The 14,008-nt window shown below is 70.8% G+C and carries 9 protein-coding genes; 6 read left to right on the forward strand and 3 right to left on the reverse strand.

The genetic code is table 11. The annotated features are described in order from the left end of the window. The first annotated feature begins 1 nt into the window (after position 1). A complete protein-coding gene (locus WME89_RS20570) occupies positions 2–4,132 on the forward strand; it encodes a PAAR-like domain-containing protein (protein ID WP_438010823.1) in 4,131 nt (1,376 codons plus the stop codon). Between the two features lie 47 nt (positions 4,133–4,179). Here the strand turns inward: WME89_RS20570 and WME89_RS20575 are convergent, their stop codons facing one another. Next, on the reverse strand, positions 4,180–5,331 hold the full coding sequence (locus WME89_RS20575) for a hypothetical protein (RefSeq protein ID WP_438010824.1): 1,152 nt from the start codon (positions 5,329–5,331) through the stop codon (positions 4,180–4,182). A gap of 782 nt (positions 5,332–6,113) precedes the next feature. Here WME89_RS20575 and WME89_RS20580 point away from each other — a divergent pair. Together WME89_RS20580 and WME89_RS20585 are read left to right on the forward strand one after the other, a co-directional pair. Then, positions 6,114–6,668 carry a hypothetical protein gene (locus WME89_RS20580; RefSeq protein ID WP_438010825.1) on the forward strand — a complete coding sequence of 185 codons (555 nt, stop codon included), beginning with the start codon at positions 6,114–6,116 and terminating at the stop codon, positions 6,666–6,668. Positions 6,669–6,876: 208 nt separating this feature from the next. Then, positions 6,877–8,466: a carboxypeptidase regulatory-like domain-containing protein gene (locus tag WME89_RS20585; protein ID WP_438010826.1), complete on the forward strand. Its 1,590-nt coding sequence runs from the start codon at positions 6,877–6,879 to the stop codon at positions 8,464–8,466. 27 nt (positions 8,467–8,493) lie between these two features. On the opposite strand, the gene WME89_RS20590 is transcribed toward WME89_RS20585, so the two are convergent. Beyond that, entirely contained in the window at positions 8,494–10,218 is a 1,725-nt protein-coding gene (locus tag WME89_RS20590) for an ABC transporter substrate-binding protein (RefSeq protein ID WP_438010827.1), read from the reverse strand. Between the two features lie 295 nt (positions 10,219–10,513). On the opposite strand from WME89_RS20590, the gene WME89_RS20595 reads away from it, so the two are divergent. Then, positions 10,514–11,185 carry a cyclase family protein gene (locus tag WME89_RS20595; protein ID WP_438010828.1) on the forward strand — a complete coding sequence of 224 codons (672 nt, stop codon included), beginning with the start codon at positions 10,514–10,516 and terminating at the stop codon, positions 11,183–11,185. 64 nt (positions 11,186–11,249) lie between these two features. Here WME89_RS20595 and WME89_RS20600 read toward each other — a convergent pair whose 3' ends face one another. Further along, positions 11,250–12,215, reverse strand: a complete 966-nt coding sequence (locus WME89_RS20600; RefSeq protein WP_438010829.1) for a DUF4423 domain-containing protein — start codon at positions 12,213–12,215, stop codon at positions 11,250–11,252. A 109-nt stretch (positions 12,216–12,324) separates the two neighbouring features. Between WME89_RS20600 and WME89_RS20605 the strand changes: the two genes are divergently transcribed. Further along, the gene (locus WME89_RS20605; protein WP_438010830.1) at positions 12,325–13,032 is read left to right on the forward strand and encodes a hypothetical protein; all 708 of its coding nucleotides are present in this window, start codon (positions 12,325–12,327) and stop codon (positions 13,030–13,032) included. Between the two features lie 303 nt (positions 13,033–13,335). Continuing rightward, positions 13,336–13,998, forward strand: a complete 663-nt coding sequence (locus WME89_RS20610; protein ID WP_438010831.1) for a hypothetical protein — start codon at positions 13,336–13,338, stop codon at positions 13,996–13,998. Positions 13,999–14,008 lie beyond the last annotated feature (10 nt).

A 14,008-nucleotide genomic window follows, 5' to 3' on the forward strand; every position in this document is an offset into this window, starting at 1 on the left:
CATGGCGAAGGTCACCGCGCTCGGGATGGATACGATCACGGAGAAATCCGGCCATCAGATGACGGGCATGGCCGTGAGCGTCTGCCTGACGCCCGCGGCGCCGAGCCCCTTGCCGATCCCGTACCCCACGATGGGCACCGTGGCCGAGGGGATCATCGATCCGTGCATGCGCACGAAGATCAACGGCGCGAAGATCCTCACCGTCGGCGGCTGCATGAAGGCGTGTCACGGCAACGAGCCTGGCACGCTCAGGGAGGTCGTCAGCCTCAACACCGGAGGTCCCTGCTTCCCCTGGCTCGGCGCGCCCAATGTGCTCATCGAGCTCGGGATGGCCGGCATCACCGGGAGCATGGGGCAGATGAACAAGTCGATCACCGTCGGCGCCGGCGCCAGCGCGCAGGGCGCGGGGGGCAAGGGCGGCGGCGGCGGCGGTGGCGCCGGTGGCGCCGGCGGGCCCCCCGGCGGCGGGCCGCAGGGGGCCGGCAACGGCGGCGGTGGCGGCGGCGGGAGCAACCAGGGCGCGGGGGCGCCGAACGCGCCGGCGCCGCCCAAGGCCGACGGACAGGCGAAGGCAGGCCACCCGGTCGACGTGATCACGGGCGCCGTCTACACGCTGGCGGCCGTCGACGTCGATCTGAGGGGGCCATTGCCGCTCCAGTGGGTGCGCCAGTACCGAACATCGGCTGTCGGCAGGCGCTGCGGGCTCGGGTGGGGGTGGTCGCATTCGTTCGCCTACGCCGCGCAGGTCGCCGGAGGCGAGGTCGTCGTCGTCGATCCCGACGGCATCTCCATGCGCTTTCCGCTCGTCGATCAGGACGAGATCGCGTACGCGCCGTTCGGACACAGCCTCGAGCGCGCGGGTGGAGATCTCGTGCTCACCACCCAGGACGGCGTCCGGCGGGTCCTGCGCGCAGACGGGCCGCGGAGCTATCGCCTCGCCGAGGTGCGGGACAGGGCGGGCAACACCACCGAGCTCGAATGGCGCGACGGCGAGCTCGTCGCGCTCACCGATTGCGTGGGGCGCCGCGTCGAGCGCGAGCGCTCGCACGACATCGAGGTGCTCCGGCTCGCGCTCACGGACGGAGAAGGCCGAGAGCACCGCCTGCTCTGCGCCAGCTACGAGTACGATCAGCGGGGAGATCTCGTGCGCGCCGTCGTCGCCGGCGCGACCACCGAGTACCGCTACGACGACGAGCACTTCCTCGTCCAGGAGCGGGGGCCGGACGGCATCGTCTACCATTTCGTCTACCAGGACGGGCCAGATGGCCGGCGCCGCTGCGTGGAGACCTGGGGTGAGCTGCCGGGGCGCGACATCCTCGCCGAGCTGCGCGGGGGCGCGGGGCCGCACCCGCACGGCGCCAAGGGGGTATTTCACGCGCGCATCCAGTACGGCCCAGGGGCTTTCGACTCCATGGTGGTGGACGCCGAGGGGGGCGTGCACCGGTATATCGGCAACGAGCACGGGCTGGTCCGCAGGTATGTCGATCCGCTCGGGCGCGTGACGGAGCTCTCCTATGATCCCATGGGGCACCTCGTCTCGGCCCGGGATCCCGCCGGGCACGGCGAGCACCGGCTGCTGGATTGGATGGGGCGCCTGAGGAGCGTCACCGATCCGCTGGGGCGGACCGTCCGTATGCAGCGCAACGAGGCCGGTGACGTGATCGAGCTGGTCGACGCGGGCGGGGCCCGCTGGCGGATGGAGCGCGACGGCGCCGGCAAGATCGTCCGCAGGACGGACCCCGCGGGCCGCGCGACCGAGTGTGCCTATGACGCGCGCGGGCTCGCCAGGCGCGTCGCCGGCCCGGGGGGCGCCGAGACGGCCGCGTACGACGCGCACGGGAACCTGATCGAGCGGGTGGACGTCCGCGGCGCCCGCTGGCGCTATACGTACGACCTGCGCGGCTTTCCGGTGCGGATCGAGGTGCCGGACGGCGCGGCGTACGACCTGCGGTACGACTCGCGGGGCTGCCTCGTCGGGATGACTGGCCCGCTCGGGCTGCGCGTCGCGCGCCACCACGACGCGGCCCGGCGGCTCCTCGCGGAGCAGCACCCGGGCGGGGGCGTGACGCACTTCAGCTGGGTGGGCAGCGCGCTCGTCGAGCGCCGCACGCCGGACGGGGCCGTCTTGCGGTATGGCTACGACGCGCTCCTCCGGCCGATATGGCTCGAGAACGCCGCCGGCGAGCGCCATACCCAGGAATACGACGCCGCGGGGCAGCTCGTCCGCGTGAGGACCTTCGCCGGGCGCGAGATCCGGTATGCGTACGACGCGGCCGGCCGCGTCGTCGCGAAGACCCATGGTGACGGGGGCGTCACCCGGACCGAATACGACACCGCCGGGCAGGTCGTGCGCCGCGAGTACCCGGACGGCACCTTCGAGGCGTTCGAGCGCGATATAGGCGGCCTCATCACGCGCGCGTCGAACCACGCGGTCACGGTCACGCTCGAGCGCGACGCGGACGGCAGGGTCCAGCGGGAGGTGCAGCGGGCGCAGGGCTTCGAGTTCAGCGTGGAGCGGGAGCACGACGCGCTCGGCTACGAGGTGCAGACGCGGTACTCGACCGGATGGGCCGTCTCCCGCGGCCGCGGGCCCCTCGGCGTGCTCCGGCGGCTCACCGTGCACGACGGCGCGGGCGCCTTGCTCGAAGCGCTGGAGCTGAGCAGCGGCGGGGCGGTCGAGACGATGAAGCGCGCCGGCCGTGGGGACTCCGTGACGACGCGGCGGGACGAGCGGGGGCGCCCCGTCGAGGTGGTGATCCGGGGAGAAAACGGGGAGCCGCTCCGGCGGCGCGATTATGCGTGGGCACCGCAGGCAGGCCTCGCGCAGGTCGAGGACAGCGCGCGTGGCGCGCGCACGTACGAGCTCGAGCCGATGGGCCGGCCGGTCGCCGTGGGCGGGCTCGGGCTCCGCGAGGAGATCCGTTATACGCCTCAGGGGACGCCGATCACGCGCGCCGAGGAGCCGTGTCAGATCGGGCCCGGAGGGCGGAAGCTCGCCGCCGGCGAGCAGCGGTTCACGTGGGATGCGCTCGGCAGGCTCAGCGGGATGAGCTCGACGGACGGGCGGGTATCGTGGGCGCTCTCCTACGACGGCGCCGGCCGCCTCGCCACGGCGGCGCGCAGCGACGGTTACCGGGTGCAGTACATCTACGATCCGTTCGGCCGGCGCATCGCGGCGGTACGGAACGACGGTACGAGCGTCTGGTTCGGCTGGGATGGCGACGCGCCCGTCGAGGAGCGGTCGAGCACGGGCGAGCGCGCGCGCGTCGTCTACCAGGACGACAGCTACTCTCCGATCCTCGACTGCGTCCGCGGGGACACGTTCCGCATCGTGGCCTCCGATCTGGCGAGCACGCCCTGGTTCTTCCTGGGAGCGGACGGCTCGACGGCCGAGCTCGACCTCGACCCGCGCGGCCGGGAGGTCTTCGTGTCCGGCGTTCCGGGGTCGCTGCGCTTCGCGGGCCAGCGCGCCGACAGCGACACAGGCCTCCGATACCAGCGGCACCGCTACTATGCCCCGGAGCTCGGTACGTTCACCACGCCCGATCCCCTCGGCCTGGAGGGATCGCTGAACGACGTGGCCTTCGTCCCGAATCCGACGGTGTACATCGACCCGTCCGGGCTCCTCATCATCGTCGGATCGAGCGATGAGGAGACCTGGGCGTCAGCGAACGAGCGCGCCAGGGCGACCGGGCAAAGCGTCCTTCCGGCCTCGTCGCTGTACCCGGGGGCGCTCGCCAACGAGCCTCATGTCGAGATCATCGCGCACGGCTCCCCGGAGGGCGGAAAGGTCAAGTTCCCGGGAGCCAACGGCAAGAACTGGATCTCCGGACAGGAGCTCGGCGGCGAGCTGAAGAAATTCGGTCTCGAAAACAACGCCGAGGTCGTCGTCGTCGCCTGCAACGCGTCGATGGATCCAAAGAAGGGCCAGAGCGTCGTCTCGGGGGTCAACCAGGCGACCGGCAACGCCGCGGTGGGTCCGTCCGGGATCGCCTACGTGCGTCCCTACAGGCTGGCCTCGCCGGGAGGCGCGAACGGCTCCGTGGACCTCAACGGCGGTGAGTGGCGCCGGGCCGCCGGGGGCACCACGACCCCCGTCGCGTCGCCCACGGCGCACCAGGGCACGTGGTGATCCGCGGGCGCAGCCCGTGATGGCGTTCAAGCGTCGCGCGGTGGGCCTCAGTCCATCAGCCCCTCTCTCCGCATCTCGCCGAGCAGCTCCGGTTCAGGCGATGGGACGAGCAGCTCGTCGTTCGCGACCCAGAGCGCGAAGAAGGGGACAGGGCTGCCGCGCCGGATCAGGAGCACGAGGAACGACCTCTCGCAGACCATCTCCCGGGGGGGCGCGCAGAGGCCGCGCCCGCGCGCCTCGGCGCGGAGGGTCACGCCGCCCTCGTCGAGCCGGAAGCGGACGGCCTGGAGTACCTCGCCGAGCAGCCCCGCCGGGAGGTGCGCCCCCGCGAACAGCTTGCCCTGGAGCTCCGGGTAGAGCTGCCGCACGTCGAGATCGATGCACGGGACCTGGAACCTCTCCGTCGAATCGAGGCGCGCTCGCGGGTGCTCTTCCGCCCGGTCGTCGAGCCGCGCCATGGCCCGCTGCACGGTCTCCTGCAGCGTGGCCCCGGGCTCCACGCACGCGACGATGACGCGATCGCCGCGGTCCGCTGGCAGGACCTCCACCACGAAGGTCCGCTCGTTGTACATCCGGTCGATCTCCTCCTCGGACATGGCGTCGACCTCCGCGTCGGTCCAGCGGGGATAGTGGATCACGATCGAGCGCACGCGCGGCCCCCAGAGCTCCGGCGGCTCGTCCTGGGTCTCCCAGAGCCCGAAGGAGTGCACGTACCTCCCTTGCGGGGAGTCCCCTCGGAACGAGAGAGGCCATGTGCCCCGCACGAGCGGCGGGTCGAAGACGAGCTGCTTGGAGAGGCAGGCATAGGCGAGGAACCCACCCGGGCTCGGCGGCTCCTCGAGCAGGCGCGGCGCCGCGTCGCCGCCGAACTTGCGCCGCAGCTCCTCCAGGAGGCCTGCCACGAGCTCCGGCGTGTGCATCCCCGCGCGGGCCACGTACGCGCCCTCGTCGAGCGTGCCGGCGTCGCCAGCCTTGACGGCGCTGTCGTTCAGCGCGCGGACCAGGGCCAGCGCGGGGTCGTCCTCGCCGGCGCCGGGCAGGGTGATGGGGCCGCCGCCAGCCAGCCTGGTCAGCTCGCGCCAGGCGAGATCGAGGCCCGCGCTCCACACGAGGTTCATGCCCTCGCGGTGCTCCGCGCCGAGGTGCGCCGCGACGATCGTGCGGCGCAGCGGCTCTTCTCGGCCGCGGAGAGTCGACACAGGGGGACTCGCTGTTGCCTCCGTCATGCCCGCGGAAGCCTACGTGATGGGGGGCTCCGGGGCACGCGTCCTCGCGTTGCTCCGCGGGCCCGCCCTCGCGCGCCGGCGCTCCTCGCTCGCCTCGTCAGCCTGCCCGATGCGCACGTGCCGCACGCCGGGCCGGAGCCGATCCCCATCGCCCGCAGCCGCCGGCATGGGCGCGGGTTCCAGCGCCGACGGTCGGCCGTTGAGCCGCTCGGGACAATGCGGTCCCCCCGGGGGAGCGACGGGCCCGCCGGGGCTCCGCCGTCGTGGGCTCCTGAGCCGACTGCACCCGGGACGAGCGTGTTCGCCCTGGCAGCGTTCGCCATCGGTCATCACCTCTCGCACACAGGGAAGGCCGTTTGGAACGATCGCCCTCTGCGGGACCAGAGACGGTCGACATCTCGCGTCCGGACCACCGCGGAGGCATCGGTGACAGAAATCGACAAGCGCGATGGCGCGAGGACAAACCCAGTGTTCCCGTAAGCTGGCGCCGCTGGAACAAAGAATTATCGTCCAGCGCGACTACCCTGAAACATAACCACCAGCTGAAAAAGCTCTTGCACCAGCGCAGTCGTGGAATAGCTTACCGCTCGCTGTCACGCAGAGCTCAGCCGAGCGCGTGACCGCGTTCGGGCCCGCAAGAGGCCGGTGAGCTCGCGACAGATGTCGCACTGGCCCACCGGCTGATGTGGAGCTGTGCGCCGGGAGGCATGTCCCGGCGTGAGATTGTTTACGTGTGGCCATGATGGGAGGATTCCATGAAGAAGTCGCTTATCTCGTTCGTTGTTCTTGCCGCCGCGACGTTCTCCGCCAGCGCGATGGCAATCGAAGCGAACAAGGACTTCAGGCTCGAGATCGATTATTATTTCGGTGTCAGTGACGTCAACACGGTGAAGTGCGATCCTTCTTTTCTTGTTGAGGACGACGAGGCGCTCGGTTACCCGGCCCAGTTCTGTGCGCACGCCTGCAAGGCGACGTTCGAAGGGGATCTGCTGGACAGCACCAGTGTCTTTCTTTGGCAGAAGATGACGACCGGCAACTACGACTGCGAAGAGCTCGACAAGGAGCCGACGGGCACTCTCGTCATCAACGCTCCCGATAAAATCACCAAGTTCTTCTTCAAGAATGAGAAGCGGAAGGTCAACAAGTTCATCGGGAACCAGGACCCCGATGGCAACGTCTGGGGCGTGTGCAGCTTCAAGGGGCTCGGCTACGTCAACTACGGCTGCGACCTCGTGGCTGTGGGCGACGACGGCGGGGACGAGGAAGAAGTGGACGAGGACGCCACGGAGGCGCCGACGACCGACGACTGATCCTCGACGCGCGATCCGGAGCGCGGCCGATCGGCGGCCGGCCGGAGCTCCCGGGATGCACGCGGGAGCTCCGGTGGCCGACGGCGGCGCGCGCTCCGGTCTCTTTTCGTAAGGGAGTCGCTGGCTTAGGCCGGCGGCTCTCCCTTTTTGTGTAAGGCGTCTGCCGCGACCGCGCGCTCGCCGGGGTACGCCACCTGGAGGCACGACGATGCAACTGCACAGCTCACGAACAAGCTCTCTTCACCGGTCCTCTGGCAGGCTCCTCCTGCTCGCCCTGCTCGCCATCGCGATCGCGGCCGCCGTGATGCTGCTCGCCCGCTCCAGAGCCGAAGAGCCCCTCTCCGCGCACAGCGAGGAGGCCGGGGGCGAGACGCGGAGGAGATCGTCGACCTACCGGAACCGGGCCATCCTGAGGTCGCCCGCGCCGTCCGGGCCGCGCGAGCCCGAGGGCCCGCGGATCGTCGGCCACGTCTATGACACGGACGGTGACAAGCTCGCGGGCGCGACCGTCATCGCGACGACCTTCGAGGTCGCCGGCAACATCCCCTCGACCGCGCGCTCCGTGAAGAGCGACCAGCGCGGGCGCTTCGAGCTCAGCCTCCCGGACGGGACGTACCAGCTCAAGGCCGAGCTGGCCGGCTACGGCCCGACCAACGCGGTCGCGCACAGCGGCGACACCGTGAGCCTCGCGCTGTCGCGGAGCGGCGTCATCACCGGGCGCGTCCTCGACGAGCGCAAGGAGCCGGTGCGCCGCTTCACCATCGATGTCCTCTCCGCCGTTCCCGACGACGTGCCGGCGCCGCCGCCGATGTACTCGCAGACGTTCGAGAGCCCCGATGGGACCTTCCGCATCGACCAGATTCCCCCCTGGGACGTGATCCTCAAGGCCACGGCCGAGCAGCTCGCGCCGGGGTTCTCCGACATGCTCTCCGTGGAGCGCGGCGATACGGCTGCGGTGGAGCTCGCGCTCTCCCGCGGGTGCGTCCTCTCAGGGAGGGTGGAGGACGCGCAGGGCACGCCGCTGCCCGGCGTGTTCGTCGACGCCGAGTCGCGCCTCGGCGCCGGCTACCTGAGCGAGCAGGCCGTCCAGTCCTCGGCCGATGTGCAGCAGACGCAGACCGAGGACGACGGCACCTTCCGGCTCGAGCACGTGCCCACGGGGGAAATCCACGTGCGCGCCTACGACGGGAGCCACGCGGTGACCACGCTGGCCTCGAACATCTCCGACTGCGGCAAGGTGGAGCCGGTCAAGGTGGTCATGTCCCCTGGCGGGAGCATCCGTGGCGTGGCGCGCCGGGAGGACGGCTCGCCGATCCCCCACGCCAAGATCACGCTCCTCGCCCGCTCGGTCGGCTTCGTGAACGTGGCGGCCGACGAAGAGGGGCGCTATCGCATCGATGACCTGCCGGCCGGGAGGGTGCGTGTCGAGCTGCGCGACGGGAGCCGCGCGACCATGGTGTCCGTGAACGTCAAGGAGGGCATGGCGGTGAACCGCGACATCTCCCTCTTCGCCGAGGGGACCGGCGAGCTCCGCGGACGCGTCACCGCCGGCGACAAGCCCCTTGCCGGGATCCGCCTCCTCGTCACCGCGAACCGCGGCCGCAAGCCGGGCTTCGAGCGGCACACGCCGGTGACCGACAAGGACGGCAGCTTCCGTGTGCCCTCGCTCGTCGCGGGAAACTACCTGATCACCGTCATGACCACCTCGGTGGGCCAAGGCGTCCAGGTCGACGAGGGCGGCGTCACGACCGTGAACCTCGACGTGACGCCGAGGCCAGCCGCCGAGGACACGAACTGAGCCGCCGCCCCGGCCCGGCCGGGGCCTTCACCTCGGCCGGAGCTCGGTCAGGACGAGCAGGTACTCCGGCGGGTTGTTCGGCGTCAGCTTGGCATACGGGTTCTCCATGGTGGGAAACCCCGTGAACCGCTTCGTGCTGTACTCGCCCCAGGAAGGGTTCTTGAAGAGCGGGATCACCGGCGCCGTCTGCACGAAGATCATCTGCAGCGCCTCGAGGATGCGCTTCTGCTCGGCGGGATCCGTCGCGGCCTCGAACGCGTGGAACAGCGTGTCGGCCTCCCTCGCGCCGAAGCGGTGCCAGTTGCGCGCGGACATCTCGCCGACAGGCTTCACGAGCGCAGCGCTCATGAGATCACGGTAGAAGTTGTACGGCGTCGGCTCGACGGTGGTCCAGCCCATCGACATGTCGAACATGCCCTTCTGCAGCGCCTCGTAGAACGCGCTGAAGTCGTACGTCCGCATCGTCGCCTCGATGCCGACGCTCTGCAGGTTCTGCGTGATGATCTGGACCGCGCGCACCCAGTCGGACCAGCCGCTGACCACGTTGATCTCGAAGCGCAGCGCCTTGCCGTTCCTCGTCCGGACCCCGTCCGCGCCCCGCGGGTAGCCCGCCTCGTCGAGGATCTGGTTCGCCCGCTGGACGTCGAGCTTCACCCAGTCGCCCGCCGCCACCGCCTTCTCGCTGCGGAACCGCTCGTAGGAGTCGTCCAGCCCGGTCGCGTCCGCGCCGTGCGTGTAGTTGTCGGCCGCGAGCTTGACGATCTGGTCCCGGTCGATCGCCATGCTGATGGCCTTGCGCACGCGCACGTCGTCGAACGGCTTCCGCGTGGAGTTCGGGTACAGCGTGGCCGTGCCTCCGACGAGCGGGAACCAGTAATGGTGGTGCGCCGGATCCCTCGCGACGAAGACCTGCTCGATGTCGGGGACGAAGGCGCCCGCCCAGTCGATCTCGCCGTTGACGAGCGCCATGCTGACCTGGTCGTTGCCCGGGTACGCCGGGAAGCGCAGCCCGTCGACCGCCGGCTTGCCCTCCTGCCAGTAATGCGGGTTCTTGCCGAGCTCGTACACCTGGTTCTGGAACGTCTTCACCTCGGTGAAGGGCCCCGTCGCCACGGGGCTCTCGTTCGCGTACGTGACCGGATCGGCGACGTCCTTCCACTTGTGCTCCGGCACGATCGGCTGGTGGCCGATGTAGCTGAGCCCGGGGACGTAGGGCCGCCTCAGCGTGAACTCGACGACGTCCTCGCTCTCCGCCGTGACGCCGCCGAGGAACTTCCATATCCCCGCCAGATCGAGCGCCGGGTGCTTCTTGAGGAGCGCGAACGTGAACGACACGTCCCGCGCCGAGAACGGATGTCCGTCGGACCACTTGACCCCGGAGCGCGTCGTGAAGGTGAGCTTCCTGTTCCCGTCGCTCCACGAGTACCTGGTCGCGAGCCACGGCGTGTACTCGTTCCTCATCGTGTTGTAGACGAGCAGCGGCTCGTACACGCCGGCGACCGTCGGGAAGCGCGAGTTGCCCTCGGGGAGCAGGGGATTGAAGTTGCGCACCCACGTGGCCTGCTGCTCCCTGGCGACCGTGACCAGCGCGGCGCCCTTCGCCTGAGGCTGCGGCGCGGGCGCGGGCGCCGCCGCCTCGCGCCGCTCCTGAGCGACGGCGGCGCCTTCCTTGGAGGAGCAGCCCGCCACGGCGCCGGTGGAAAGGAGCAGCGCCGACAGGATGAAAGCGCGACGCGGCGTGGCTCGGTTCATCCCAGGCATAACGTTCTCCATGCGGGCGATCTCGGCTCCCCCTGCGACGCTCCATTTCAATGGCGACGCCCGGCCCGGCACGCGCCGAGGCGCCACCGCAGAGCGCCCGCCCCAGGGTGCCCCGGAACGAGCGCGCCATCCCCGAATTCACACTCTATCGGCGGATGTGAGAGCATGTCAACTTACCCGATTTCTGGACCTCCTCGCGTCCTGTCGCGAAACTGCCGGCGGCTCGGGGAACTCACCGGGTCATGGGAGGCTCCGCCCGCGTGGCGGCGCTCCCTAGGAGCGGACCGTGACCACGCCCACCTCACGACGGCTCGTCGATCTGAGCCACACCATCGAGCACGGCATGACCACGTACAAGGGCGTGCCGGCCCCCGTCATCTGCGATTTCCTCTCGCGCGAGCGATCGCGCGAGCTGTATGCGGAAGGTGTCGAATTCCACATCGGCCGCATCGACATGGTCGCGAACACGGGGACGTACCTGGACAGCCCTTTCCATCGCTATGCGAACGGCAAGGACCTCGCCGACCTGCGGCTCGAATCGCTCGCCGACCTGGACAGCGTTGTCATCGAGGCGCGGGACCGGCCCGGGCGCGCGATCGACGAGGGCGCCTTCGCGGGGCTCGACCTCGCCGGCAAGGCCGTCCTCGTGCGCACGGGCTGGAGCGACCACTGGCGCTCGGAGCGCTATTTCGAGGGGCACCCGTACCTCACGCGGGACGCGGCGCGGCTCCTCGCCGGCGCGGGCGTCGCGTTCGTGGGCGTCGACACCTACAACATCGACGACACGGCCGATCCAGCGCGGCCGGTCCACTCGATCTTGCTCGGAAAAGACATCCCGATCTGCGAGCACATGACGGCGCTCGACCAGCTCCCGGCCGCCGGGGCCCGGCTCTTCGCCGTGCCGGTGAAGGTCCGCTCCTTCGGTACATTCCCGGTCCGGGCGTTCGCGATCGTGTGAATCGAGGAGAGCAGCGGGCGCGGCGCGGGCGCCCCCGGGGGTACCGACAGCCACCGTGAGCGGCTCACTCGCCGTCGAGGGGGAAGAGCTGCATATTGACGACGACGACGCGCTCGGGCGGCCATGATTCGGCGATCACCGCGCGCATGTTCTGGAAATAGCTCACGTGCAGCTCGGAGAGCTTCGCGAGGTCGGCCGCGGAGACCGTGAAGACGTTGAACGAGAAGCGCCCGTCCGCCTTGCGCGAGAGCCGCTCCAGCCCGACGCCGGCCCAGAAGCACTTGAGCCGGTGCTCCGCGTCCGGGTCGGGGCGCGTGTCCACGGTCCGGATCGGCGCGACGCTCCAGCGCCCGCGGCTCCTCCGGATCTGGCCGGCCTCGGCGAGCCGCTCCAGGCAGCGCGCCTCGTCCTCGACAGGGAACCCGAGCCGCCGCGCGATCCACCCCGGCTCGTGGCGCCGCAGCGCCCGGTAGGAAGGCATCTCCAGGGCGAGCAGGACGGCGGGGAGCAGCGGCTCCTCGTAGACGGCGCGGCGCTGGGACTCGAGCGTGCGCCACGCCGCGCTCGCCGCCGGGAGCGCCGCCGGGTTCGCGAAGAGCGCCACGAAGTCGAGCAGGCGCAGCGAGCAGGCCTCGACCATGCGCAGGAAGTCAGGGAGCCGCGGCTCGGCCGCGCCCGAGAGCCAGCGCGCGACAGCGTAGCGGCTCCTGCCCGCGCGCCGCGCCACGTCGACGATGGGCGACATCGACCGCATCTCGGTGAGGAGCGCGGCGACGCCCTCGGCCGACGCCGGATCGGTGTGCGCGAGCCAGGCGGGCAGCGAGGGGAAGAAGCGACTCACCGCCGCCGCGACGTCGACGCCAGCGCGCCGCGCCGCCGCGAGGAACGTGGCCGCGGTGGGCCATCGCCGCCCGGACTCCCACGTGTAGACGACGTTGGTGCGGAAGCCGAGCCGGCGGCTGAAGCCGAGCTGCGAGCGCCGCCCGCGGAGGGCGCGGATCAGCTCTCTTGCGAGGGATTCGTGGTTCACGTATCGCAGATTCGCACAGTTATCGGTCTATTTGCGGTATGGAATGTGCGAAGCTGAGCTGGCGCCGCTCCGCGGGCGAACGCAAGGTAGCCCGCAGGAGGTCTTGAACATGAGCGAGCGGCGTTGGCTTTCTTGGGTGCTTGCGGCGGTGACGGGCGTCGGGCTCCTCGGGTGCGTCGATGGCGAGGGCGGCCCCCCGCAGGGCGGCCAGATCGGCGGAGTCCAGGGCGCGGAGGGCGGGTGCGACGAGGAGGCGGAGGACATCGGCGCGGACGTCGTCTCCCCGCTGGGCTTCTCGGCGAACGAGGTGATCGCGGCGCTCTCCGGCGAGCGCTCCGCGCCGCTCACGTGGGCGAAGGGCGGCAGCACGACGGCGGCCGTCTCCCTCGGCGAGCTCATCTCGGCGCGGTTCGTCCGGTCCCAGCCGGCGAAGGCGGGCGGGCCGGAGGGGAGCGGGCCGGGCGTCGCCGAGCCGGCGCTCGCCGTGGACTGCGCCGATCACCTGCAGATCGACGCCCCGCTGGCCTTCGCGACGGAGGACGGCGCGTTCGACGAGTCGTTCTCGGTCACGCTCCGGGCCGAGCAGGTCGACGCCGGCAGGTACCATCACACGATCGATCTCGAGGCGCTCCAGGGCTCGTACGAGGTCACCGAGGTCGATCCCGCGGAGTTCAGGGAGGTGTTCGTCTACCTGAGCGGCACGCTGAGCAGCAGCGCCGTCAACGGTACGATCAGCGGGATCGCCGAGAGCTACCCTACCGGGAGCGGACCGGACGCGTCGGTCTCCGCGCAGCCCTTCGACGTGGCGGACTTCTGAGGCGCCGTTCCGGGCTGTGATGGCCGACCTGCGGAGTCGGCCGCGGCGCGAGGTGATCAGGGATCGAGGTGACGGCGACGCGCCGAGGAGGCCGGGATCTGAGGCATCCCCTCAAATTCTTCGGAAAATTCACAGGGGGGCGGGGAGACGGGGAGGAAGATCTTCAAAATACTCCCTGTCTCCCCGCCTCCCTGTTCAATTTTCCTGCTGAAAGGGCTGTAGAATGAGGGGATTCCTCAGGGCCGGGACCGGAGCCCGCGGTGGCTCGTGGGCGCGCCCCTCGCCCCGTCATGATACGTTGCGATGATGAGCCGGAATCACCGCCTGCCCGTCGCCGCGCGGATCTCCGGCACGAGGCGCCATCGCCGCGCCGCCGCGCGCCGCGGCGTTCTGCCCGTGCGTGCCGGCGTCCTGGCGCTGCTCCCCTGGCTCGCGGGGTGTCACCCGCTGCTCGGCGAGCACCGCGTGCCCGCCGGCGTGAGCGTGGTGCTCCCGGAGCGCAGCGGCGGTGCGTGCCGCGTCCACGAGGGCGGCGGCGCCCTCCGGGTGGAGCCGGGGGACGGGCCGCCCGTGTACGTCGAGGCGATGCGCGCAGGGCGCGGCGTGGTGCGGTGCGAGAACGGCGACATCGCCCTCGTCGTCGCGCCGATCGCGCGGCTGACCGTGAAGGGGCCCGGCGTCATCGAGGGCGATGTGGAGCTCGAGGTCGAGGCCCTTACCGCGCGCGGGGAGCCCTTCGATCTCGACCTCGTTTCGTCGCGGAGCATCGCCTGGAGCCACCCCGACTTCCTCGCGGTCAATCCGCCGCGCTGCGGCCACATGGCGGCCCTGTGCAGCGGCGTTCTCGGCAACGGTATCCGCATGCGCGCCTACCCGCTCCACGAGCGCTGGGGCGAGGGCGACGTCGTTGTGCGCATCGGCGACGCGCGCGCCTCGCTGCGCGTCGTCGCGCCGCGGGAGCGGTGAGGGGAGCGCG

This window comes from Sorangium sp. So ce321, assembly GCF_051530195.1.
GTDB lineage: Bacteria > Myxococcota_A > Polyangia > Polyangiales > Polyangiaceae > Sorangium.

What these genes read in the sequence shown, in the direction of transcription:
- WME89_RS20585 (WP_438010826.1), top strand. Translation starts at nt 6,877, where the DNA reads ATGCAACTGCACAGCTCACGAACAAGCTCTCTTCACCGGTCCTCTGGC.
- WME89_RS20610 (WP_438010831.1), top strand. Translation starts at nt 13,336, where the DNA reads ATGATGAGCCGGAATCACCGCCTGCCCGTCGCCGCGCGGATCTCCGGC.
- WME89_RS20605 (WP_438010830.1), top strand. Translation starts at nt 12,325, where the DNA reads ATGAGCGAGCGGCGTTGGCTTTCTTGGGTGCTTGCGGCGGTGACGGGC.
- WME89_RS20590 (WP_438010827.1), bottom strand. Translation starts at nt 10,218, where the DNA reads ATGAACCGAGCCACGCCGCGTCGCGCTTTCATCCTGTCGGCGCTGCTC.
- WME89_RS20580 (WP_438010825.1), top strand. Translation starts at nt 6,114, where the DNA reads ATGAAGAAGTCGCTTATCTCGTTCGTTGTTCTTGCCGCCGCGACGTTC.
- WME89_RS20570 (WP_438010823.1), top strand. Translation starts at nt 2, where the DNA reads ATGGCGAAGGTCACCGCGCTCGGGATGGATACGATCACGGAGAAATCC.